A 24,336-nucleotide genomic window follows, 5' to 3' on the forward strand; every position below is an offset into this window, starting at 1 on the left:
TACAGCAAAAGATGTGATTTATTCAATTTAAAATTCAAATATATTTTCATAATAAAATGAGTGGTTACTATTTAATTATTGGGATTTCGATGTTGTTCAGCTGGATTGTCTCTTCCAGATTGAAATCCAAATTCGAACATTACTCCAAAGTTCATCTTAGAAATGGGCTTTCTGGGAAAGAGATTGCAGAAAAAATGTTGAGAGATAATGGGATTAATGACGTTCAGGTTGTATCTGTTCCAGGACAATTGACCGATCATTACAATCCTGAGACTAAGACTGTCAATCTGTCAGAAGCGGTTTACATGCAAAGAAATGCGGCGGCGGCGGCGGTTGCAGCTCACGAGTGTGGACACGCGGTTCAACATGCGGTTGGCTATTCAATGTTGCAATTGAGATCCAAAATGGTCCCTATTGTCAACATCAGTTCCAACCTTCTTCAATTTGTATTGATGGGTGGGATTGTTGTAATGGCGATGAGTGGAAGCAAAACGATTCTTGCGGTTGGCGTTGTGTTATTTGCAATTACAACATTATTCGCATTTATCACATTGCCAGTTGAATATGACGCGAGCAATCGCGCTTTGAAATGGTTAGAGAGCACAGGAACTGTTTCTCGCGAAGAATATACGGGCGCAGAAGATTCCTTGAAATGGGCAGCAAGAACTTATGTCGTTGCGGCTTTAGGTTCTCTCGCTCAGCTGATGTATTTTGCGTCGCTACTAATGGGCAGTCGAAGGTAAAAGTTATATAAAATTAAATTCCAAAAGCATCTCTGACAATTCTTCTGAGATGCTTTTTTATTTTAAATTAGAAAAAAAACACACGTGTTGCATAGTCTAAACAAAACACGTATTTTTGTTAAAATGAATTGAAATGAATACCAAACTAACCTTGACAATTGAAAAAGAAGTAATAGAAATTGCAAAGGAATATGCAAAGGAAAAAGGACAAAGCTTATCTGAGATGGTTGAGAATTATTTTAAATTCGTAACTGTCAACCGAAAAAAGATGAAAGAAAAACAACTTTCGCCAAAGGTTAGAAAACTAAGAGGAATTATCAAAACGGACGATGCTTTTGACTACAAACAAATTTTAACCGAAGAACTTTCAAAGAAGTATGGCGTATAAGCTTTTTATAGATTCTGATGTGGTGATAGACTTTTTCACGGATAGAGAACCTCATGCAAATCCTGCCAGTGAAATTTTTGAACTCAGCGAACAAGGAAGTGTGGAACTTTATCTTTCTGCTTTGAGTATCAATAATATTTACTACATAGTAAGAAAATTTTTAGGACACAAGAAAACATTGGAAATTGTTGAAACCTTGGTAGAAATGACCGAGGTAATAGGAACTTCTAAAGCAGAAATATTACAAGCTTTGAAAAATGATTTTTCTGATTTTGAAGATTCTGTACAATATTCTTCCGCATTGACCATTACAGGTTTAGACGCAATTATAACAAGGAACGTCAAAGATTATAGGAATTCTTCTATTGCTGTCATGACTCCTTTGAATTTTCTGAAAATGATAGAAAAGAATGGCAATTAAATCATATAAAATTAAATTCCAAAAGCATCTCGGACAATTCTTCGGAGATGCTTTCTTTTTTTGAGGTTTTGATGTTTGCGATGATGGTGCAAATATCTTCTGCCTCGAAGGAAAGAATCTTTCCATCATATTTATTTAGTAAAGTGAAAATCAGATTTTGTTGGGAGAATTTAAACTTTAGTTCGATTTTAGATTCAAGTTCTTTGGTGATGATTTCTGCTTGCTCCAAAGTATATTTTGCAGATTCCTTGTAAGCTTTAACCAATCCGCCAACGCCCAATTTGGTTCCGCCATAATATCTGATGACAACCACTAGGACATTTGTGATTTGATGGGCTAGAAGCTGATTGTAAATCGGTAAACCTGCACTTCCGGAAGGTTCTCCGTCATCATTCGCGCGATAATTTTCTCCATTGATTCCTAATCGATAAGCATAGCAATGATGCGTGGCTTTTGGATGGATTGATTTTAACTCGTTTAAAGAATCCTTGATTTCAGATTCAGAATTGACGGGATATGCGAAACCGATGAACTTGCTTCCTTTTTCTTTTAGAAGAATTTCTTCAATTTTCTTGTTGATGGTTTGGAATTCAAACATTCTCCAAAAATAGAAATTTCCGTTAAAAAAATTAAAATTTGTCAGTCAGAAAGCAAGTATATTTGCTTATAATTCAGATTAACAATCGATTAATTATAAGAGTCTTAAAAAATCACAAAATAAAAATTCCAACTATTAAATTTTATGTAATTTTGCATACTAAATTTTATTCAAATCAATGCCTAATACATTAATCATTGGATCCGGATGTTACATTCCGGAAAACGTAATAGAGGGTTCCCATTTCAAGGATTCTGTTTTCTATGATGATAATAATCAACTGATTGAGAAGCCGACAGACGAGATTATTCAGAAGTTTGTGGATATTACAGAGATAGAAAGAAGAAGATATTTGAGTCCGGAAGATTTCAACTCAGATCTTGGGCTTAGAGCGTCTTTGGAGGCTATTGAGGATGCTGGCATTGACAAAGAAGAGATAGATTACATTATCTATGCGACCAATTTTGGTGAAGTGGATGTGGATGGGATTCCTAATTTTATGCCTTCTCTATCAGCGAGATTGAAAAATAAATTGGATATCAAAAACAGATCTTGCGTCAATTATGATATGATCTTCGGCTGTCCAGGTTGGGTAGAATCATTGATTCTTGCAGACACATTGATCAAATCCAAAAAAGCGACGACCATTTTGGTTGTTGGTGGCGAAACGCTAAGCCGTGTAACCGATGAATTTGACAGAAATAAAATGATTTTTGCAGATGGCGCAGGAGCTGTCGTAGTAAAAGCAACAGAAGATTCAACAGTTGGGGTTTTGGCTGACAGCACGCTTTGCGATAATGGCGAAGAATTGAATTATCTTGCTAATGGACCAAGTTTGAACCTTGAATCCAAAGAAGCAAGACAATACATCCAAATGAAAGGCCGTAAGATTTACGAATATGCCTTGAAAAATGTTCCGGATGCCATCAAAGCAACGATTGAAAAGGCTGGGCTAGATATTTCCGACATCAGCAAGATATTGATCCACCAAGCCAATGCAAAAATGGATTATGCGATGATCGACAGACTTTTCAAATTGTATGGTCAAAAAGATTACGACCACGCGATTTCTCCGATGACGATTCAGGAATTTGGAAATTCTTCTGTTGCAACGGTTCCGACTTTGTTTGATTTGATCAGAAAAGGGAAAATGGAAGGTCAGGAGTTTACGCCAGGTTCCCACATTCTTTTCACGTCTGTTGGCGCAGGAATGAATATCAACTGTGTGATCTACAAATTCCCAGAAGGGAAAATTTAAAGTAAAACAAGATTTTAAACGTCAATAACACAAAAGGAATGAATGATTTGTTCCTTTTGTTTTTTTTTATGAAAGTATGCAGAAAAATATTTTAATTCTCTTAGTGGTGTTTTTGGTTTTGGAAGTTTATGTCTATCAGGCTTTTAAAACTTTGTACTCCAATCAAAATGCGAAATTTGTCTATTGGATTCCAACGGTTCTGATCTACGGATTTCTAATCTATTCCGTAGTGACTTTTAACCGAGCTTCCCACGAATATCTCAGATTTCAAATCGTGTTTTCAACTGTTTTGATTTTTGTGTTGCCAAAGATCTTGGTTGCCATTTTCCTTTTGGTTGAAGATGTTTTTAGATTGCTTAATTTCGGTTATAATTACGTAGCTACAGAAAACCACAACTATCCATCAAGACGCAAATTTGTGAGCTTGGTTGGGTTGGGTTCGGCGGCATTGTTATCTGGGATCGTGGTAGATGGGATTATCTTTGGGAAATACCGTCACAGAGCGAGAATTGTCAGATTAAAATTAAAAAATCTACCAGCAAGTTTCAAAGGTTACAAGATTGTTCAGATTTCCGACGTTCACAGCGGGAGTTTCCAAAATCCAAAGAAATTACAACACGCTATTGATTTGATTAATGAGCAAAATGCTGATTTGGTGCTTTTTACAGGCGATATGGTAAATAATTATGCCGACGAGTTTGTCCCATTTATCGATTTGTTTTCACAAATAAAAAGCCGTGATGGGAAATTTTCTGTCTTAGGAAATCACGATTACGGTGATTACGGCGATTGGAAAACCAAAGAAGAAAAAGCGCTAAACATTCCACAATTAATTGAATATCAAAAGAAAGCAGGCTTCGAAATGCTAAGGAATGAAAATCGGATCATTGAGAAAAATGGAGAAAAGCTTTATATCCTTGGCGTAGAAAACTGGGGAATTGCACCGTTTCCACAATTCGGCGACTTGGACAAAGCTAGTCGAGATGTGCCTGCAGATGCCGTTAAAATCCTGATGTCACACGATCCTTCACACTTTGATGCCGTAGTTCAAAAACATCCAAAAAACATCCAACTTACGCTTTCTGGCCACACGCACGGAATGCAGTTTGGTATCGACCTTAAGAATTACCGTTGGTCACCTGTAAAATTCAAGTATAAAAAATGGGCAGATTTGTATCAGGTAGAAGACAAATATCTCTATGTCAATCGTGGTTTCGGAGTGATTGGCTATCCTGGAAGAGTAGGCGTTTTTCCTGAGATTACCGTTTTCGAATTGAGTTAAGAGTAAGATATCTAAAAATGAAAACCAATAGTGCAAACTATTGGTTTTTTTGTTGTTAAATCGAGTTGTTAGTACTTTTTAAAACAGGTAATCTTTCATTCTCGAAACCGCGATTTCCTGCTCATCAATAAACTGAAATAGGTTTTCTAATCGATCTTCAAAACGTCTACCAAGATTCATCTTTTTATAAAAAGGCAAATAGAATGGGAGGTTTTCTTTCTCATAAATCTGCCAGGCGTTGGCGTAGATCATCACGTATTCTTCTCGTTTCAGACTTTCCAAAAGCATATTCTCATAGTACTTCATCGGCGTCATTTGAAGAACGTAATCATTGAACGGAAGTTGTGAATAGGGCGACTGACTTTCGGGTACAATCGTCAACTCGTTTTCAGTATAGATTTCTGTCTTTTCAGTCAGTTTTCGCCACAGGAAATTGATGGTGGATTCTTCGATATTGGAGACGTAGATGAACTCCATTTTCTTGATGTCGGAGTAGGGGAGACGATGCGATTTTTGTCTCATTCCACGGATTGGTTTCTCTAAAGTTTCTTCAAGATTTTGCTTTGTTTTTACAATCGTTTCCATGTCAGAATTGACATTGTAAAGCGCAATTTCGTGACCAGAAAGTGAGATGGTTTTTAGCAATTTATGTACGCGATTTGCAATGGAAACTTCCACGAAAAACGTTGCTAAAAATCCGTGCAATTCCAAAAGTAGCAAGATGATTTTAGTATTTTTTTCAATAGACAATATCAATTCATTATCAGAATAATTATTTTTGATTTTGTCATTATTTTCTGGAATCGATATGTTGAATGTTAATAAAATCACTTAAAGTTAATTTTAGATTTTTATTTTAAATATGTAAAAATCAGATGTTAAAAACTATTTGATTTAAATTTTTACTTTTAGATTTAATTTTTTCCTAGTTTCTTCTTAAGATTATTTATCATATCTATCGACATTGATGAAATATCAAATTTATAATCCAATCCCCAATCGCTTTTTGCATACGAATCATCAATGCTGGCTGGCCAAGAATCTGCAATCTCCTGACGGAAATCTGGCTCGTATTTTATCTCGAAATTTGGAATCGTTTTTTTGATTTCATCTGCCAATTCTTTCGGCGTAAATCTCATCCCGCCTAGGTTGTAAGAATAGCGAATTTTCACCTGCTCTTTGGGCGCTGTCATCAGCTTGATTGTCGCATCAATTGCATCATCCATATACAGCATTGGCATCGCCGTATCTTCCTTGATGAAACTGGTATATTTTCCATTTTCCACAGCCTCGTAAAAAATCTCAACGGCGTAATCTGTGGTGCCTCCACCTGCCGGCGCTTTCCAAGAAATCAGACCAGGATAGCGGATACTTCTAATGTCAACACCATACTTTTCGAAGTAATATTCGCACCATTTTTCGCCAGCCATTTTGGAAATTCCGTAAACAGTAGTCGGATTGAGAACCACTTCTTGTCCCACATTTTCTTTCGGAATTCCTTTTCCAAACACAGCGATAGAACTTGGCCAGAATATCTTTTTAAGCGTTCCTGCCTTTGCCAATTCGCAAAGATGGATCAATGGGTCAAGATTCAGTTTCCAAGCGAAGAGAGGCTGTTTTTCCGACGTTCCAGAAAGTAATGACGCTAGATGATAAACTGTAGTGATGTTGTGTTCCTTAATCACGTCTGTAACTGCTTGAAAATTAGTCACATCAAGTCTTTCATAATAGCCAGCTTCCGTGATGCCTTCTTTCCATTTGTCGAGTCCGGAGGCGATGACGTTTTCTTTGCCGTAGATTTCCGACAATCTTACCGTCAGTTCCGTTCCGATTTGTCCGAGTGCGCCCGTGATTAGGATTTTTTCTTTAGGTGTTTCCATTTTTATTTTTATTGATTCGCAAATCTAATTAATTTAAATATTTGGTTAAAATTTTTTCAACAGCAAAAGATTTTTAATAATGATAGAATAGAATTTGAACCACATAGACACATAGGTTTTTATTAAAATCAGGTCGAATAGATTTCAATTCTTTCTATTTTACTTTTTAACCAAAATAAAAAGAATGTTTCTCTGTGTCTATTTGGTTTTTTTAATATTTTTAGATTGTTTTAATGCTTTACAATTTCAGTTCCAAATATCATTAATGAAATCTTTATGAAAACAAATCCAATTATCAATATCGATGAGCTTCTTCAAATTTCAAACCACCCACAACTCCGAATTTTCGATGTGAGAACTGGTCCAAATGCAAAAGAGGATTATCAGAAAAAACATTTGAAGCACGCCATTTTTGTGGATTTGAATACTGATTTAGCAGAAATTGAAGACCCGAAAATCGGCGGACGACATCCACTTCCCGCGTTTTCAAATTTCATTAAAACCTTAGGAAAGTTTGGGATTGATAAAGATTCAGAAGTTGTGATTTACGATGATAAGAACGGAGCAAATGCCGGCGCGAGATTTTGGTGGATGCTGAAAGCAGTTGGTCATAAGAATGTGCGGGTCTTGAATGGAGGCTTACAATTTGCTGAAAATCAGAATTATCCATTGAGTTCGGGAAATGAAAATTATCCCGGAACAGACTATGTTTCTGATTTTAATGATTGGCAATTACCGCAAGTTTGGATTGATGATGTAAAAACCGCAACCGAAAATTCAGATAATTTGATTGTCGATGTTCGTGAAGCTCAACGTTATCAAGGGATTACAGAACCAATTGATTTGGTAGCTGGACATATTCCAAACGCTGAGAATTTTCCTTTTTCAGAAAACTTGGATGAAAACGGATTGTTCAAATCGCCTGAAATTCTGAAAGAAAAATATACCGAGTTTTTCAAAAACAAAGATTCAAAGGAAATCATTTTCCATTGTGGAAGTGGCGTGACGGCTTGTCATTCTTTGTTAGCTTTGGATTATGCTGGCTTCGAAATTCCCAATTTGTATGTTGGAAGTTGGAGCGAGTGGAGCAGGAATTGAGTGGGAGAGTTTGAGAAAGTAATGTTTTTTTGATTTCAGATTGGAGAGTTTTGAAGTTTTAAATTGACGTAGTTTTGATATTCTAGCTCCATAGAAGCAAAATGTTTGTTGGTGCTTGTCAGAATGATAATTTATAGTGTCGCTCCTACGGAGCTTTAAAAGAATGGAGCTTTTTTTTCTACAAACATCTCGCTCTTACAGAGCTATAACGCTTCCCATCCACCAACATATTCACTCTCCAATCCTCCCACTCCCAAACCCTCAAAATCTCCAATCCTCCCACTCTAAAAACTCGCCCGAATCTGCATACTTCCAATATGAATCGTTCTTTCACCGGAATTTCTGCCTTCGTAATTCACATTGAGTTGAATGAAAGAGTTGATGGATTGCTGGATGAACAAGGACCAGACTTGGTTTTTCCCAACCTTCAAACCTTCCAGCATTTGATTTCCGACGATGCTGAAGTTATTTCCGGTAAAGTCATTATTAATGAAAGAGAAATTCGCTCGCACAGACGTTTTTACTTTTTCCCATTGAAGCGTTCCGGAGATTTCGTAAGTTTTCAAAAGTTCCTCGCCATCCGTTCTTTTCTTTTGACGAAGTGCGCTGAAAAGTTCTGTTTGCAAAGTTTCAGTAAGTTTGTAAGTCGCTTTTGGTTTCGTTTCCCAGTTTTGAAGGAGGTAATTTCTAGAGTCGTAAACCTGCGAACTGTTCGAAATGTTATGGTAAGAGTTTTCCCAATCGGTACGGAACGTTTTCGTGAAAGAATAACCGATATTCAAATAATGCGAGTTCTGGCTGTGCGCTTCATTGCTGAAATTGGCGTTGATGAGATTGTCATTGTCTGTGTATCGATAACTTCCGTTCCAACCGGATTTTGCGCTGGAATTGAACAAAGCCGAAGCTAAAATATTCTGCGTTCTCAGTAATTGGTCCGCTTGTTTTTCGAATGGATTCCAAACGAGAACCTGGTCATTTTTAAGATAAGAATTCTGCGAAAGCAATGATAGATTGAAATTCCAACGTTTCAAAAACTCATTTTGAGAACTGATGATGACGGACGGATTCACGAACAAAGCCAATTGCAATTTGTTTTTGTTGGAAGCGAGATAATTCACGCTATTCGTGTAAACCCTGATGTATTGGGCTAAATCTGCATATTCTGCAATTTCAAACTCATCAATTTGCTGAACGCCGTCGTTGTTGTAATCCGTCCATTTGTAAACGCCTTGTCCATCAGTAACTTTGATGTATTGAAATTCCCGTTGTGCTTCCTGTCCATTTCCAAGTTCGTAGAAAAACTGCAACCTCATTCCGTTTTTGAAAAGCTGTTGATTGTACAGAATATTTCCTACCACAAAGTCCTGATTCTGGTCATTTGCCAAACTTTGATTCTCATAAAAGAACTTTCTATAATGAACTAATGTCGATAATTGCGTGGTTTCGGTTTTGATGATTTGGCTTTCCGCCATTATCCCGAGAATGTTGTTCATCTTCTGCAAACGGTTGTCCTGCACGGAATCGTTGCTTCTGTAGTAGAGTTTTGTCAATAGTTTCGTTCTCGTAGAATCGGCGATTTTTTTCTGAACGAATAATTCCTTCCAACTGAAACTCGTCACATCCAGATTTTGTGTCAAGTTGTACTTTTTCTCGTTGTGTTCCATCGAGCCACCCAACATCCAACTTCCTTTTTTGCCAGCCAATTCCGTAGAAACTGCACCACGGATGAAGGTTGTGTTGAGGTCAGTCGATTTGGTGTCAAGGTAGGAAACCGACGCTAGGTTTTCGAACTTTCCGATTTTCAAAAGTGCATCGAGGTCGTTTTTGATTCCTTTGTAAGTATCGCTTTCTTCGAGGTAATTCAGTTTGTAATTGATTTTCGACGTTTTATTGAAATCATTAAGGAAAGAGAATATGAAACGGTTTTGTGTGATTTGGTTAAACTCATTGGTCAAATTGAAATCCCGCCAAAAATCGACATTGTTTATACGGTCCAGAATATGAAAGTTCTTTTGGATGACTTGATATTCTAGCATCGGTGTTCCAGTCCAAGTGTTTTTTCGGAAGGTCTTGTTGGCATAAATCCTTGTCGCATAACCAATATTTTGCTCGTTATCTCTTGACGAAAACATATTGAGGTCATAATTGCTCAGAGAAACATCAGTTCCAATCACGCCTTCATTCAAGGCATATTCCACATTGGCAGAATAAACTTGGGATTTTTCCGGCGCCGGCAATTTCCGAACGGCCAAATAATCGCCCAATCCAGTTCCGACGTATTGAAAAACCCGACCGTTGTTGGTGCTTTGTTGCAATTGATAATCGCCTTTTCCACTTCCAAAATAGGTGAAAGCGACTTGGTAAAGCGTTTGCGTTTGGTCTGTAGAAAATTCGTAATAGAAAGAACTGCCTGAGAAAATTCTTTTATACAGGATTTTATTGACATCATATTCCGTTTCCACGCCGGATTGAGAGTACATCAAATTCGGGTCGTTTCCTGCATTCACCAATTGTTGCTGGTCTTCTTCGCTTAGGTTGAGGGAAAGTGGCGCATTCTTATTGTCATTTTCCATAAACCAACTGAAACTTGCTCTTAGTTTTTCACGTTGATGCTTGATGTTTCCGGTGACGAGAAATCTGGTGTAATTTCGATTGGTGTAATTGTAGGAAACGTTGATGAAATTCTGTTTGTAAATCGGACGGAAACTCGTGAATGTGATTTCGCCGGTGTTATAATTAATAATGTAATCCTGATTTTCGCCACGCTTCATCAATATCCCATCAATGAAAACCTGTTCCGAACCTGAGATAATTGTAATGAAAAGTTCGCCGTTTTTCCCCGTCAATCGATAAGGACCTTGATTTCCCTCAATCCCTTGAAAACGCATTCGGAAGAATTCGCTTCTGGCAACACCACCGGAAACATCTACCGAAGTTTTGTTTCCATTTTTCTCCCAATTCGTGAGAAATTGCAAACCCATGCTTCTTCTTTGATAACGTCCGAAATAGGTGGTTTCATCGTTCAAATCCAAATGTCCGGCTCTTATGATGCTGTGATTTTTGATATTAAGCTGAAGGTAGATTTTGTCAAATTCCTGCAAAGTCTGCGTGTAACCATCCGCCTGAACGGGAAGATTGTGATCAGAAATCGAAGCCAAAATAGAAACATCAGGACTCAGCTTTCCTGAGATTTGCATATCCATCGAACTCTGAACCGACGATCCTTGGTTGTTCCCAAAAGTAATTCCTCGGATGATGGAGCCTTTTGAATTGAGTTCTCCGAGGATTCTTTTTTTGTCATTTTTTACGAGCACTTCTTCGTCATAAATGATTTTATTTTGTTTTTTGATGAAGTCGAGCGTGTCTTTGGTGAAAAAATCGCGATTGATTTTTGAGATGAGAATGCTGTCTTTTTTAAGGGAATCTTGCGGAATATTTGGGTTTTTCCAACTGAATATCTGTGCATTAACCGAGATTAAGGCACAAAAAGTCAGTATTAACGATAAAATTTTGTTTATCTTTGGCACCCTTTGTTATGATGTTGTAAAAGTACTAATAATAGGCTTTGGAACGAATTAACAATTATTTAAAACGGGAAAGGGCCTCTGAAAATTGTAGCCCAAGATAAAATTTTATATTTGCGACAGACAAAACGAAAACAAAAAACAATAACAATTTTAAATTTTTATATTATGAAAAAATTCTATTCTTTATTAGCAGTTGTAGCTTTGACTGCAACCTTAAATGCACAAGCTTATAGCACGGGATTCGAATCAACCGACGGATTTGTTGCAGGTAATGTTTATAACAATACAGATGTTGCTTTTTCTGGTGCAACTGGAAAACAGTGGGGTACTTTTTTTGGAACGCCTTCTACGACATCAGCTTTGACAGGAAATCAGTCTATGCAAATGAGATGGTATACATCTTCTGCTACAAGTAGAGCATATACTTATACTAACTTCAATTCAACTGGTATTTCTACTGTAACATTTAATGCAGCTAATACTAATGGGATCAATGTAATTGTATCTTATTCTACAGATGGTGGGACAACTTGGGTTAATCCACAGACATTTGTTTTAACAACTTCAAGCACTGGATATACTTATAGCATACCGACTTCAGAAACTGGTACTTCTTTCAGATTCAAATTTGAATTAACTTATGCAACTGCTCCTACAGCAACTTCAAGATTATATCTTGACGACGTTAAATTTAATGTTCCTACAATGGCAGTTGTAGATGCTACAAAAGGAAAAGCTAACTTGGTGAAAAATACAATCGTTTCAAACGAATTGATCTTTGGTGCTTCTGCAAAAGTATCTGTTGTAAATATGAATGGTCAAGTAGTAAAAACTGCTGAGGTTTCTGAAAACTCAAGATTGGATGTTTCTAATTTGGTGAAAGGAACTTACGTAGTAACAGCTGTTGTAAACGGACAAACTGTTTCTCAGAAAATTATCAAAAAATAATTATTTGGTAACTAAAATATTTAATAGCGCATTCTTTAAAAGGAGTGCGTTATTTTTTTTTATAATTAAAACAGGCTTAACATATAAGAGTATAAATATCTATACTTTTGTGCGGAGAAAAAAGAGATGAATGTTCTGGATAAATACAGTAAATAATCTACAGAATGTTAAAAAATAAATAATATTTTGGCGTATGCATTTTTTGATTAACTTAGCATCCCTTTATAAAATATAAAAAAGAAACAATTTAAACTTTAATAAAATGAAAAAAATCTTTACAATTTTAAGCATTACAGCTATCGGACTAATGTCTGCACAAAACACAATTCCAAACAGTAGTTTCGAAACTTGGACAGACGGAAAACCAGATGGTTGGTTTATCCCAACTGGAGCAAATATGGTACAATCATCAACTGCTAAAAGTGGTTCTTTCTCTGCAGGTTTTCCTTCTCCAGCAACAGGAAACAGAACAATGAGCCCAACTGCTGATACACCAGTGGTAGCAGGGACAACTTATGTTTTTTCAGGATGGTATTTGGATAACACTCCTACAGCTAGATTTAGATATTGGAACCAATTTAGAACAGCTTCAGGTGATACAGGAGCAAATAATATGCAAGGAGCTGACTATTCTACAGATTCTCCAGAATGGAAATTCTTCTCAGCAGAAGCTCAGCCAACTGCAGGTGCTACTTTAGCTAGACCAGGCGTGAGAGTATACCCAGAAAATAATACAGGAGATGGTGTGATCTTATTTGATGATATCGCTTTCTACGTGAAAGGATCTATGGCGGTTTCTGATGTTGCAGGTTTTGACAAAGCAGTTCAGTTCAATACAATCGTGAAAGATCAAATTACTTTCAAACTTCCTGCTAAATCTACAGTAAACATCTATTCAGTAGAAGGAAAATTAGTATCTTCAAACAGAGTTGATAACGGTGGATCTGTAAACACTCAATCTTTGGTTAAAGGTGCTTACATCGTAACTGTTGATAACGGTGCTGACAAAATCTCTAGAAAAGTGATCAAAAACTAATATAAGTTTTTCTTAAAAATAAAAGGCTCCCTAATTTTAGGGAGCCTTTTTTGTTTGGCAATTTAGTGGGTTTCCAACTTATAAACAAATAAATAATATCCAGAATATAGTGGATAGATTTTAGTTGGGCTTTTCAGATCCATACATTCGTGCACAAGTTTCTCTGTGCCAACTCTTGGTCTGAATTCTTTACGAGAGGAGGATCCTAATGTTATGTAGTTGATTCTTTTTCTTACCAAGTAATCTTTGTATTTTTCACAATCTCTATTTTTTGCCGCCAAAAGAAGGGTGGCATCATTCAAACCTAATCCATCATAGCAAACAGCATTTGTAAAATAAGCGGTGTAACCTGCGTCAAAAACCAAAATACGATCCTTGGCTGTCGTGTATTCTGCTATCTTTCCGTAACTGTTTTTAAAACCCTGATTGTCATCAATTATACCTAATGTATGTTCATGAAAATTAAAACTCAAATCACACATTCTCAACATAGATAGTACCATCAGAATCCTCATTATCAATGCTTTTTCTATTACAATGAAGAAAAAATAAATAGTCAATGGGAATAGATATCTGATGTAAATTCCGGAAGAATAACTGTTGATGTTGAAGGTGTAGTAGAATATTAAGAAAACCAGTGGCGATAATTGTAAGTATTTTTTATTTCTAAAAAATTGATAGATGATGGGTGAAAAAACAACAATATAGCCTACGAAAACCTTGACTCCAGCCAATGTATAACTGCTTAAGCTAGACTTCAACAATAAAGGTAATGGAAGATAAAAGTCAAAAAACACCAAATAATACACCGCAAATATTAAAAATCCGGATAGAGAAATCCCCGCTTTCAGAAAAAAATCTCTAGAAAAAAACTTTGAACTTAATATCCAAAATATATTAAAAATAGCAAATTCTGGTCTTACCAAAACAAGCAATATGGCATAATAGTTTTTAGGGTTTTTCCAATTGGAGAAAAAAAGATATAATAAGACAGTTGCCAAAATAGTTTCTAACCCGTGACTTGCGTTCAAAGCAAGCCAATACGTGAAAAAACAAATCATTGAGAGGTAGAAAATACTCCCAATTATATCTTTCTTATTTACAAAAAATGTCGATTTGATGAAACGATATAAAAGCAAGCAACCAAGAATTGCATTTATAAAATAAAAGGAGATTTCTGGCTTGATACCTATGAATTGAAATAATGCTAAAATCCACATCCAGAGTAAGCTGGTTTGACCATTGCCTTGAAATTCTGAGTCTAAATTGTACCAAGGTTTGAAATATGTTGCGAAGTTTTTTGCATAGTTAAAAGTGATATAAGAATCGTCTAGAATTAAGCCTTGAGACGTATAAAGTAAACATATAAAAAAACAGCAAAATAGTACTGTGAAAAAATAGTTGTTAAATTTCATAGGCACAAATTAATTATTAAAATGTTTAGATAAAAGTTAATTGAGATTTTTTAAAGAATAAATGAAATTCTCGGAATAAATAATAGATTCCTAAAAAACACCACGTCTCAGATTATTGATCAATGCCCCAAGATTAAGAACTAAGGTGTAACGGATTCTATAACCGTAATCCTTGAATCCAGGTTCGAAGCCTAAACTGGATGCAATAGGGAAGTACACCTCCAAGAAATCCGGAATCACTTTCACCTTCACACCAGAATCCCAAATGAATTTTGCAGAATGGTTTTTGTTTTTGTAAACGCCGGCATCAGCATAAAGATTGAACCACTTCCAAAGATGAGAATCCACATTGAAACTGGTGATAAACTGATTGACAGATGTGTTGAAATAAGATTTGAAACCACCTTCAGCCAATATAAACTGTTGAGAAAGAATCCCCGAAGTTGCACTTTGCCCCAACAATCCGTAAGAAAATGAATAGTTGGAAACTCTGGAAATTCCGTAATTGAACAATGCATTTTTAGTTTCATTTTTTACAAAATATCCAGCAAACCAACGAAAACTAATCTTCTTGTCTTTCGCAAACTCCCAACGGTAGAATGCTTCCGCAGAAATCTTCTGAAAATCCTCCATCCATTGTACGTTTCCACTGATATATTGCTCGTGGATCATACGATTGTCGGAGTAGGCGTAACCAAGATTCCAAAGATTATATTTTGAATAGTCGTTATTCGCGATCATCAACGGTGAGAGGTCTCTCTCGTAATAATTGTAGCCCAGATACAATGTTCTTCCAATCGCACTTCTCGGGTTTTTATTAAAGTTTAATGATGTTGATGCTCCAAATTTCTTGTATGCCAAATCATTATCATAATGAAAGTACGATCCCGAAACACCAAAATTCCAACTTCTAAAGAAACTGTCGGGAGGCAAAATAGAGTAGCCTAATCCAGCCGAACCTGTCAGTTTTCCTGTTCCAGAACTGTAATATGGTGTTGCAGAATAATTAAATTTCTGATCAAAAATTCCCTGATTTTTGAAATTCATCCCGAATAGAACCTTGTCATAAGCGTTAAAAGTCAATCTCGGCGTGATGAAAATCTCATTGTATTCCGGATTCTGAATGTCTTTGATCAACTTGAATCTGATCTTTTTCATATTAGAAAAAATCCCCTTTGTATAAAGATAATTGTCTCTAAAATTGGCTTCAGGAAATATGTAATCGTCATTCAGGACAATTTTGTTAGTTTGATTTTCCGGAACAGAAATCGTGTCATTTTTCTGCAAATTTCCATCTTTCCAAAAGGTGGTTTTTTCCCCCGATTTCTTTTCAGTTTCGATTTTTAAAGGAATGATCTCCGAATTGTTTTTATGGATTTTAACAAAATAATCATTGTCTGCTTCATCAAAACTTTTCAGATTAAAGTTGAGACGGTGCTTTTCTGCCATCATTTTTTTCAGGAAAGCAGATTTTCCATTAGAATGATTTTCAAGATTACTTAAGAAATCATCGCCTACAACTTCACTTTGGTAATGCTCAGAAAAGTATTGTTTTAAAAAATAATCAAAAGATTCATTGCCTTGATATTCAGAGAGGTAATTTAGTAAACTTCCTGTTTCGAACTGGCTGATCGCAGTCGTATTGAAATTGCTTAATTCGTAAAAAGGCGTATCTATTTTCTGATCCAGATTCTGAGTGTAAATATAATGATACGCCAATCCGTAGCGTTCATTCAATTTCAACTTCGAAGCGTGGAATATTTTCAACGGTTTGATTCCAAAAATATTGGCATTGTCCGCCAGATTTCCAATCAATTTATGATTTGGATAATTTTGCTTCAAATATTGAATTTCGAGATAAGACTTCAAACCGTTTTTGAGCCAGTGGTCTTTGGTTTTATTACTGATGAAATATTCGTCCATCACTTTTTTGGAAATGGTGCTGAAGTAATCAAGATCTGTCTTCTCATAATCCGTGAACATCTGGAATTTGAATTTCCAAAACTTGATGTCATCAATCCCAATAAACTCTTCCTTCTTCATAAATTTATCAGTAATGAAAAGCTTTTCAGGAAGATTTCCAGTTCTTGATTTTATGAATTTTAGATGATTCGTCAGAACTGAACTTAATATTTGTCGTTGATATTCATTAGTTTGATAACCCAGATCCACTTTTACATTTTGCCCATCAACAGTGAGAGAAAACTCAGGATAGATTTCTTTCGAGATTTGAAACTCAGGATCATTGATCGATTTTCCTTCAAACTCAAAATCATTATTTTGAATCAGATTAGAATAGATTTTCCAGTTTTTGGGAATTTCAAAATTCACTCTCCAAAATGAGCCAGCATTTGCGGTTTCTTCCGTATCGCGATAGAAAGAATTGCTCTGGCTTTCATCTTCGAAAGTCTCTGGAACGAGGAAAAAATATTTAAGCAAAATATGATTCACATTGATTCCATAACCGGTAAAACGTGCATCTGGAAGTTTGATCTTATACTTTAAATTAATGGTAACACTTTCGCCCGGCTTCAAAGCTTCAGAAAGTGGAACGAAAATCTTTTCCTGTTTCGTGTTAAGGATTTCGGATGTTGTATTGTTATAAGAATACTGAAGACTTTCCAATTTTCCCAGTTGCTCGTCTTTAGCAAAATACAAATCATTCTTCCGGTCTTCAATTTTCCTTTTGAGAAGTGGCGTTTTCCTTTTCTGATAAGCCGAAACCCAATTCAAAAGTTTGATCTGATTAAGGGATTTCCGATGCGGATTGTGATACACCAAAGTCTGCTCCACAGAAATGGATTTTTGGTCATCATTTAGTTTCACATTCAACCGAATACTGTCTTGCTGAGCAACCGCCCAGAAATTAAAGGAAAACGAAACCAAGACACAAAAAAGACGCTTCATCAGGAACAATCAGTACTTATCAAAACTACTAATTTTTTCTGATGAAGTGTGGGTTATGTTTGTTAAAGTTTTTGCTGAAGCCCAACGTTGCCAGTCTGAGGCTCTAGAAGGCATGTAAAAACTTAAAGCAAAGCTTTTCCTTATAAATTTTGAAGTAAGAATGTTTTTGCAAATATCCAATCCTACAATTGTCAGTCTGAAGCTCTCGAAAACCGTCACGGATTGTCAGTCTGAGGCTCTCGAAGACCAATAAAAAATTCAAAAGCTCCGCTTTTTCCAATTTTAATTAACTTTGATTAAAACACAATGATGATAAGATACTACGTTTACATCTTGCTTTGCACAGATAATACCTATTACACAGGAGTGACAAATGATTTAGAAACACGTTTTCTTTATCACCAAAATGGACAAAACCCGAATTCTTACACTTATACAAGACGACCTGTCGAAATAGTTTATTATACAGAATTCAATGATGTGAATCAGGCGATAGCTTTTGAGAAACAAGTGAAAGGCTGGAGCAGAGCGAAAAAGGAAGCAATCATAAATGATGAATGGGAGAAATTACCTAATCTCGCAAAGAGAAAATTTCCGAATCGGTAACTTTATATGGAAAAGATCTGAAGATTTTTGAAGTATTATTGGTCTTCGAGAGCCTCAGACTGACAATGCTTATAGTTCGGCGACAGGCTGACATTAAAATTAGTTTCGAAATAAAATATCCGTTTTGTTAGATTTAAATGGAAAAAATCTGAAGATTTTTGAGTTTTTTTATTGGTTTTCCCTTCGACAAGCTCAGGGATAAACTACACCTCAGACTGACAGAAATTAAAAACCCTTTCAGAGTTTTGAACTCTGAAAAGGTTATAATAATATTTATATTTTTTTACAGCGTTTCCAAATACGCCTTCCAACCTTCAGTTTTATAACGCAAAGCTTCCTGTTCTGGTTCTTCGGATCTGTAAATGCCACGTCCAACGATGATGAAATCGGTTCCGTAATTTTTGATCACGTGTTCAGGCGAATTATACTGTTGACCTTTGTCGTCGCCAGTTTCACCAAGATTGACGCCAGGTGTAAACAATAAAAGTTGGTCAGATATTTCGTTTTGAGCGACGCAACCGATAATGCTTGGATGAGTTTCAATTACTTTAAGCGCTTCTTCGCGGTAATGAGAATCGGTCAAAGTTCCTTTGGAAGACATTCCTAAGATTGCTACGACGCCAACATTAATAAAGCAGTCCAAACTCTTGCTTCCGCCGATAACATGAGAAGTTACGAGGTCTGCCCAATTGGAGATCTTGTAGGTTCCGTAAGAAAATTGAAGTTCCTGCGTGTTGCCGATGTCAGCAAACTTGCGGTCTTCCATCAAGAGGAAGTTGTGTTTAGTTGCCAGATCTTTCAATGGAAGAATCGTTTCGTCGGCATCAAAATCATTCAGAATATCGATGTGCGTTTTCAAGGCCACAATGTGAGGGCCAACAAAATCAGCAAATTCCAGCAATTCCTTGGTCGTGATAAAATCTGCAGACGCAATGAGATTTGACCTTTTTTCAATGGCAATTTCGAGGATTTTCTTGGCGAAAGAATGTTCTGCGGATTCCAATTTTTGCTCGTAAGACAGACGTTTTTTCTCTTCGAAAACAACCTGATTTCCACTCACAAAATCCTGGATTCTAGCCACTTCATGTTCATCAATGTAATTCACTTCTCTCAAGATTTCCACAACTTCAGAAATGTTGAACAACGAATGAACTTTGTAACCTTTGGCTTCCAATTTTTCTTTTCCGCCTTGTTGTCTGTCCAAAACCACAACGATGTCGGAAACTTTGATGCCTTCATTTTCTACTTCATCAATCGTTTCAACCAAAGATTTTCCGGAAGTAATTACATCTTCTACCAATAAGCAGTTTTGTCCTTTCTCATAAATGCCTTCAATCAGTTTTTTGGTGCCATAGGCTTTAGCTTCTTTTCTTTTGATAATCAATGGAAGATAGCTTTCCAAAGACATCGCGGTTGCCATCGGAAGTGCCGCATATGGAACACCACAAATGATATCGAAATTATCCAAAGGAAGCATTTCCAAAAGATAATTGGCCAATTTTTTCAAGATCTTTGGGTCAGAAGCGAGCGGACGAAGATCCACGTAAAACGGACTTTCAATCCCGCTTTTCAGGGTGAAACGCCCAAATTTGATGATCCCAAGTTTGTAACACTCGAGGAAGAATTCTTTTTTACTTTCCATTTACTTTTCTTAGATTTCTACAAATTTAAGGCGAATTTTTCAGACTGAAAAAATGAGAAATAAGAAAGTCTTCGAGAGCCTCAGACTGACAATGCTGAAAAAGTCCTCGACTCCGCTCAGACTGACAATCCATTCCTATGCGATTATCATTAGGGATGTCACACTGAGCGGAGTCGAAGTGTCTTTAATTGTTAAATTTCCTTCCACTTCGGATTCGCAGCAAAAATCTTTTCATTGATTTTACAACTTTCAGAATGTGCACCTTTTAGAAACCCAATGCTCATCAGGAATTCTCCAACAATTTCTCCACCTGTAAACTTGAAAGTTTTCTTGAACAATTTCACCCATTCTTCCTTGGTTTTCGGATGGTGATGTTCCAGCCATTTTTCGAAAGATCCAAATTCCTTTTTCAGGTCCAAAATGGTTTTCGCATTTTCAATCGCAGCGTTTACTTTTAATTTATTTCGGATGATTCCAGGGTCGGACAACAATCTTTCGCGGTCTTTTTCCGTGTAAGCCGCAATTTTTTCGATACTGAAATTGCTGTAAGCTTTTCGGAAAGAATCTTCCTTTTTCAAAATCGTTTCCCAGCTCAAACCCGCTTGGTTGATTTCCATGATCAATCTTCCGAAAAGCTCATTATCATTATGAATCGGAAAACCGTAGTGGTTGTCGTGGTAATTTTTGTGCAATGCTTTTCTTTCTTCAGCTTGCATTGTTTCTATGGCGGCGCAGTATGACATAAATTTCTTGTATTAGTTTTATTTAATTTTATAATGTAAAGATAATTAACCATAGACAATTAATGATTAGAATCTACAATTTCTTATCTTCGTCCAAAGCTTTTTTAAAATGTACAAATCACTATTTTCTTCCCTTTTCCTTTTCTCTTTCGTCTTGTTCAATGCACAGATCGAGGAGAAAAAACTCGACGAACTGATTCAAAACTCTCTTAAAACATTTGATGTTCCTGGAATGTCGGTTGGGATTGTGAAAGATGGAAAAGTGATTTATGCCAAAGGTTTCGGTGTTCGTTCGCTTAAAAATAATCAGCCAATGGATGAGAATACTTTGGTTGGAATTGCTTCTAATAGCAAAGGTTTCACTTGCACCGCTTTGGCGATTCTGGCTGATGAAGGCAAGATCAACTGGGACGATAAAGTCAGCAAATATATTCCGGAGTTTCAAATGGCGGATCCTTACGTTTCTCAAAATGTGACCATCAAAGATCTGGTGACGCACAGAGCTGGATTAGGTTTAGGGCAAGGCGATCTGATGTTTTTTCCGGAAGGCGGCAATTTGACCGTGAATGACATCGTCCATAATGTTCGATATTTGAAACCTGAAAATCCGTTCAGAACGACTTTGGATTATAACAATATTATGTTCATCGTTGCGGGCGAAGTGATTCACAGAGTTTCTGGTTTGCAATGGGCAGATTTCATCGAGCAAAAAATTATGAAACCTGTCGGAATGACGGCAAGTTTCGGCTCTTACAACCGAGCAAAAAATTCCCAAAACATCATCGATGCGCACGCGCCAGTGGATGGAAAAGCGATTGCGGTTCCACACGATTGGAACGAAACTGCAAACGCGGCAGGTGGCATTATGAGTAACATCAAAGACATGACTACCTGGGCAGATTTCCTTCTGAATGGATTCGTGACCAAAGATGGAAAACACTTGGTTTCTGAAAAAAATGCGCACGAACTTTGGAGCCTACAGATTGCTGACAAAGTTGGAGCGACTTCGCCTTACGATACGAGGTTTTACGGATATGGATTGGGTTGGTTTCTGAGCGATGTGAAAGGCCATTTGCAAGTTCAGCACAGCGGTGGTTTGATTGGAACGGTAACACATTTTACCTTGATTCCCGATATGAAACTTGGAATTGTAGTTTTGACCAATCAACAATCTGGCGCTGCTTTTTCCACAATTACAAACTCGGTGAAAGACGCATATTTGAAAGTTGAAAACCGTGATTGGCTGAAGCTTTATGGCGAGAGAAGCAAGAAAAATGATGAGCGTTTTGCAAAGCAGAAGAAAGAGATTTACGATAAAGCTTCAAAATTCAAATCTGAGTTGAAAGATGACCAGTTCATCGGTTGGTACAAAGACGAATGGTTTGGGATTGTGGAGATTTCCAAAGTTGGAAAAGGCTACAGAATTATTTCTAAATCTTCTCCAAGACTGAAAGGCGATTTGATTCCATATTCTGCCAATTCTTTTGTGGTGAAGTGGGATGACAGAAGTTATGACGCCGATTCTTTTTTCATTTTAAATTTTGATGAAAATGGAAAAGCCGTTTCTGCGAAGATGAAACCAATCTCTGATGTGACGGATTTTAGTTTTGATTTTGAGGATTTGGATTTGAAGAAGATTAATTAGGAATTATTGCCACAAAAACCCCTTCAGAGTTTAAAACTCTGAAGGGGTTTCCATCTCTAGTTTAGGTATTTTATTAATATTAATTTATGTTTACAGCAAACCATAAAACCGAAATCTCAGACAAAGGATTCACAATCATCAACGACGTTTTTTCTGAGCAAGAAATCAATCAAATCATTAATGTCATTGATTCCATCGATACTTCAAAGGAAACTTTCAGGAAATCAGAAGACCTTTTTGCGATTAGACAATTTTTGAAAGAAGTTCCGGAAAGTCATCGATTTATCTTTAATGATAACATTAGGAAAATCATTAATGAAATTTTTGGGACTGATTATTTCGTGGTCAAAAGTATCTATTTTGATAAACCTGAAAAATCAAACTGGTACGTTTCCTATCATCAGGATTTGACGATTTCGGTCGATAAGAAATTAGAATTAAATGGTTTTGGACCTTGGACAACGAAGCAGAATCAATTTGCTGTTCAGCCTCCGATTGATTATTTGAAAAATATCTTCACGATTAGAATTCATCTGGATGATACTGATGAGAATAACGGCGCGTTGAAAGTCGTTCCAAATTCCCACAGCAAAGAAATCTACCGACCGGAAACCATCGATTGGAATGTGGAAACCGAGGAAATCTGCTCCGTAAACAAAGGCGGAATTATGATTATGAAACCACTAATTCTTCACGGCTCAAACAGAACCACCAACAATCAAAAACGCAGAGTCATCCACATTGAGTTTTCTAATATGGAATTGCCTGAGGAAATCAATTGGTCGGAAAGATTGAACTAAAAAACGCCTAAACTTTAATTGTTTAGGCGTTTGTATATTTATTTAAAATCGAATTTTAAATCTCTTTAAACTGCAAGTTCTGCTCTTTAATTTGTTGCGCTTCCAACTCTTTATAATAACCAGTTTCTAGCTTTTTATAAATTGATTCGAAAGCTTCAAGCGTTTCGTTGATCTCTGCATCTGTGTGAGAAGCTGTTGGAATCAATCTTAATAAGATCATTCCTTTTGGAATTACCGGATAAGAAACAACAGATGTAAAAATGCCGTAGTTTTCTCTAAGGTCTCTCGCCAAAAGCATTGCCTCAACAGGATTTCCCTGGATGAAAACTGGTGTTACACAAGTGTTTGTGTCACCAAGATTGTATCCGATCTTCTTAAGTCCACCTTGAAGTTTTTCAACATTTTCCCAAAGTTTAGCTTTGATCTCTGGTCTCGATCTTAGAAGTTCCAATCTCTTCAAACCTCCGATTACCATTGGCATTGTCAAAGATTTTGCGAAGATCTGAGATCTAAGGTTGAATTTCAGATAACGGATGATCTCTTTGTTTCCTGCTAAAAACGCTCCGAAACCAGCCATAGATTTTGCGAAAGTAGAGAAATAAACATCGATTTCATCTTGGCAACCTTGCTCTTCTCCAGCACCAGCGCCAGTTGCGCCAAGTGTCCCGAATCCGTGCGCATCATCCACCAAAATTCTGAAACCATATTTTTCTTTAAGTGCAATGATCTCTTTCAATTTCCCTTGCTGTCCTCTCATTCCGAAAACACCTTCTGTGATTACTAGAATTCCACCTCCAGTTTCTTCGGTCACTTTTTGAGCTCTTTGAAGGTTTTTTTCAAGACTAGCGATGTCGTTGTGTCTGTAAGTGAATCGTTTTCCAGAGTGCAATCTTACACCATCTACGATACAAGCGTGAGAATCTACATCGTAAACAATCACGTCATTTCTGGAAACCAACGCATCGATGCAAGACACCATTCCCTGGTAACCGAAATTCAAAAGATAAGCTGATTCTTTTTGAACAAATTCTGCCAATTCTCTTTCCAGTTGAAGGTGTTGCTCAGTTTCTCCGGACATTGCTCTTGCGCCCATTGGATAAAACATGCCGTACTCTGCAGCGGCTTTCGCATCGGCTTCAAGAACTTCTGGATGGTTGCAAAGTCCTAAATAATCATTCGCGCTCCAAAAGATCACTTCTTTTCCCTGGAACTTCATTCTCGGCCCAATTGGCCCTTCCAATCGTGGGAAAATATAATAGCCTTCTGCATAATCTGCAAATTGTCCTAGTGGACCTGGGTTTTGTTTTATTCTTTCAAAAATGTCCATTTTTCTAACTGATATTTTTTATTGATTGAAAAAACCTTTTGCTTGACAAAAGGTTATGAATTTTGTGATTAA

At 36.6% G+C, this 24,336-nt stretch carries 20 protein-coding genes; 11 read left to right on the forward strand and 9 right to left on the reverse strand.

The genetic code is table 11. The annotated features are described in order from the left end of the window. Positions 1 to 56 precede the first annotated feature (56 nt). The 3 genes from IO90_RS12595 (at position 57) to IO90_RS12605 (ending at position 1,552) form a co-directional block, all read left to right on the forward strand. On the forward strand, positions 57 to 743 hold the full coding sequence (locus tag IO90_RS12595) for a zinc metallopeptidase (protein WP_034967059.1): 687 nt from the start codon (positions 57 to 59) through the stop codon (positions 741 to 743). Positions 744 to 876: 133 nt separating this feature from the next. Next, the gene (locus IO90_RS12600) at positions 877 to 1,131 is read left to right on the forward strand and encodes a DUF6364 family protein (RefSeq protein ID WP_034967061.1); all 255 of its coding nucleotides are present in this window, start codon (positions 877 to 879) and stop codon (positions 1,129 to 1,131) included. After that, positions 1,121 to 1,552, forward strand: a complete 432-nt coding sequence (locus tag IO90_RS12605; protein ID WP_034967065.1) for a type II toxin-antitoxin system VapC family toxin — start codon at positions 1,121 to 1,123, stop codon at positions 1,550 to 1,552. The genes IO90_RS12600 and IO90_RS12605 overlap by 11 nt, the downstream gene beginning before the upstream one ends. A gap of 1 nt (position 1,553) precedes the next feature. Here IO90_RS12605 and IO90_RS12610 read toward each other — a convergent pair whose 3' ends face one another. After that, positions 1,554 to 2,150, reverse strand: coding sequence for an IMPACT family protein (locus tag IO90_RS12610; protein ID WP_051878641.1), 597 nt, complete (start codon positions 2,148 to 2,150; stop codon positions 1,554 to 1,556). A gap of 178 nt (positions 2,151 to 2,328) precedes the next feature. On the opposite strand from IO90_RS12610, the gene IO90_RS12615 reads away from it, so the two are divergent. Both IO90_RS12615 and IO90_RS12620 read left to right on the forward strand, forming a co-directional pair. Further along, positions 2,329 to 3,408 (forward strand): 3-oxoacyl-ACP synthase III family protein, encoded by a 1,080-nt coding sequence (locus IO90_RS12615; RefSeq protein WP_034967071.1) that lies wholly within the window; start codon positions 2,329 to 2,331, stop codon positions 3,406 to 3,408. Between the two features lie 76 nt (positions 3,409 to 3,484). Beyond that, entirely contained in the window at positions 3,485 to 4,690 is a 1,206-nt protein-coding gene (locus IO90_RS12620) for a metallophosphoesterase (protein WP_034967074.1), read from the forward strand. Between the two features lie 78 nt (positions 4,691 to 4,768). Here IO90_RS12620 and IO90_RS12625 read toward each other — a convergent pair whose 3' ends face one another. Next, entirely contained in the window at positions 4,769 to 5,521 is a 753-nt protein-coding gene (locus IO90_RS12625) for a polysaccharide deacetylase (RefSeq protein ID WP_034967078.1), read from the reverse strand. Positions 5,522 to 5,604: 83 nt separating this feature from the next. Further along, positions 5,605 to 6,570 (reverse strand): NAD-dependent epimerase/dehydratase family protein, encoded by a 966-nt coding sequence (locus IO90_RS12630; RefSeq protein ID WP_034967081.1) that lies wholly within the window; start codon positions 6,568 to 6,570, stop codon positions 5,605 to 5,607. A gap of 276 nt (positions 6,571 to 6,846) precedes the next feature. On the opposite strand from IO90_RS12630, the gene IO90_RS12635 reads away from it, so the two are divergent. Then, a complete protein-coding gene (locus IO90_RS12635) occupies positions 6,847 to 7,668 on the forward strand; it encodes a sulfurtransferase (RefSeq protein WP_034967084.1) in 822 nt (273 codons plus the stop codon). 284 nt (positions 7,669 to 7,952) lie between these two features. Here the strand turns inward: IO90_RS12635 and IO90_RS12640 are convergent, their stop codons facing one another. Further along, positions 7,953 to 11,195, reverse strand: a complete 3,243-nt coding sequence (locus IO90_RS12640) for a hypothetical protein (RefSeq protein ID WP_410492589.1) — start codon at positions 11,193 to 11,195, stop codon at positions 7,953 to 7,955. Between the two features lie 165 nt (positions 11,196 to 11,360). Here IO90_RS12640 and IO90_RS18455 point away from each other — a divergent pair, with 165 nt between their 5' ends. Together IO90_RS18455 and IO90_RS12650 are read left to right on the forward strand one after the other, a co-directional pair. After that, complete coding sequence (locus IO90_RS18455) at positions 11,361 to 12,143, forward strand: T9SS type A sorting domain-containing protein (protein ID WP_051878646.1); 783 nt, start codon at positions 11,361 to 11,363, stop codon at positions 12,141 to 12,143. Positions 12,144 to 12,405: 262 nt separating this feature from the next. Next, positions 12,406 to 13,179 carry a T9SS type A sorting domain-containing protein gene (locus tag IO90_RS12650; RefSeq protein WP_034967088.1) on the forward strand — a complete coding sequence of 258 codons (774 nt, stop codon included), beginning with the start codon at positions 12,406 to 12,408 and terminating at the stop codon, positions 13,177 to 13,179. Positions 13,180 to 13,241: 62 nt separating this feature from the next. Here IO90_RS12650 and IO90_RS18910 read toward each other — a convergent pair whose 3' ends face one another. Together IO90_RS18910 and IO90_RS12660 are read right to left on the reverse strand one after the other, a co-directional pair. Further along, positions 13,242 to 13,940 carry a hypothetical protein gene (locus tag IO90_RS18910; RefSeq protein ID WP_131450879.1) on the reverse strand — a complete coding sequence of 233 codons (699 nt, stop codon included), beginning with the start codon at positions 13,938 to 13,940 and terminating at the stop codon, positions 13,242 to 13,244. A gap of 744 nt (positions 13,941 to 14,684) precedes the next feature. Next, positions 14,685 to 17,501, reverse strand: coding sequence for an aminopeptidase N (locus IO90_RS12660; RefSeq protein WP_034967096.1), 2,817 nt, complete (start codon positions 17,499 to 17,501; stop codon positions 14,685 to 14,687). A gap of 309 nt (positions 17,502 to 17,810) precedes the next feature. On the opposite strand from IO90_RS12660, the gene IO90_RS12665 reads away from it, so the two are divergent. Continuing rightward, positions 17,811 to 18,107: a GIY-YIG nuclease family protein gene (locus tag IO90_RS12665; protein WP_034969105.1), complete on the forward strand. Its 297-nt coding sequence runs from the start codon at positions 17,811 to 17,813 to the stop codon at positions 18,105 to 18,107. Between the two features lie 283 nt (positions 18,108 to 18,390). On the opposite strand, the gene pyrF is transcribed toward IO90_RS12665, so the two are convergent. Both pyrF and IO90_RS12675 read right to left on the reverse strand, forming a co-directional pair. Next, positions 18,391 to 19,749 (reverse strand): orotidine-5'-phosphate decarboxylase, encoded by a 1,359-nt coding sequence (gene pyrF / locus IO90_RS12670; protein WP_034967100.1) that lies wholly within the window; start codon positions 19,747 to 19,749, stop codon positions 18,391 to 18,393. Between the two features lie 191 nt (positions 19,750 to 19,940). After that, complete coding sequence (locus IO90_RS12675; protein WP_034967104.1) at positions 19,941 to 20,492, reverse strand: DNA-3-methyladenine glycosylase I; 552 nt, start codon at positions 20,490 to 20,492, stop codon at positions 19,941 to 19,943. Between the two features lie 109 nt (positions 20,493 to 20,601). On the opposite strand from IO90_RS12675, the gene IO90_RS12680 reads away from it, so the two are divergent. Continuing rightward, positions 20,602 to 22,137 carry a serine hydrolase gene (locus tag IO90_RS12680; protein ID WP_034967107.1) on the forward strand — a complete coding sequence of 512 codons (1,536 nt, stop codon included), beginning with the start codon at positions 20,602 to 20,604 and terminating at the stop codon, positions 22,135 to 22,137. Positions 22,138 to 22,223: 86 nt separating this feature from the next. Next, a complete protein-coding gene (locus IO90_RS12685) occupies positions 22,224 to 22,937 on the forward strand; it encodes a phytanoyl-CoA dioxygenase family protein (RefSeq protein ID WP_034967111.1) in 714 nt (237 codons plus the stop codon). A gap of 55 nt (positions 22,938 to 22,992) precedes the next feature. Here the strand turns inward: IO90_RS12685 and IO90_RS12690 are convergent, their stop codons facing one another. Beyond that, on the reverse strand, positions 22,993 to 24,264 hold the full coding sequence (locus IO90_RS12690) for an aminotransferase class I/II-fold pyridoxal phosphate-dependent enzyme (RefSeq protein WP_034967114.1): 1,272 nt from the start codon (positions 24,262 to 24,264) through the stop codon (positions 22,993 to 22,995). Between the last annotated feature and the right edge of the window lie 72 nt (positions 24,265 to 24,336).

The sequence above is a fragment of the Chryseobacterium sp. FH1 genome (assembly GCF_000735135.1).
Lineage (GTDB): Bacteria > Bacteroidota > Bacteroidia > Flavobacteriales > Weeksellaceae > Epilithonimonas.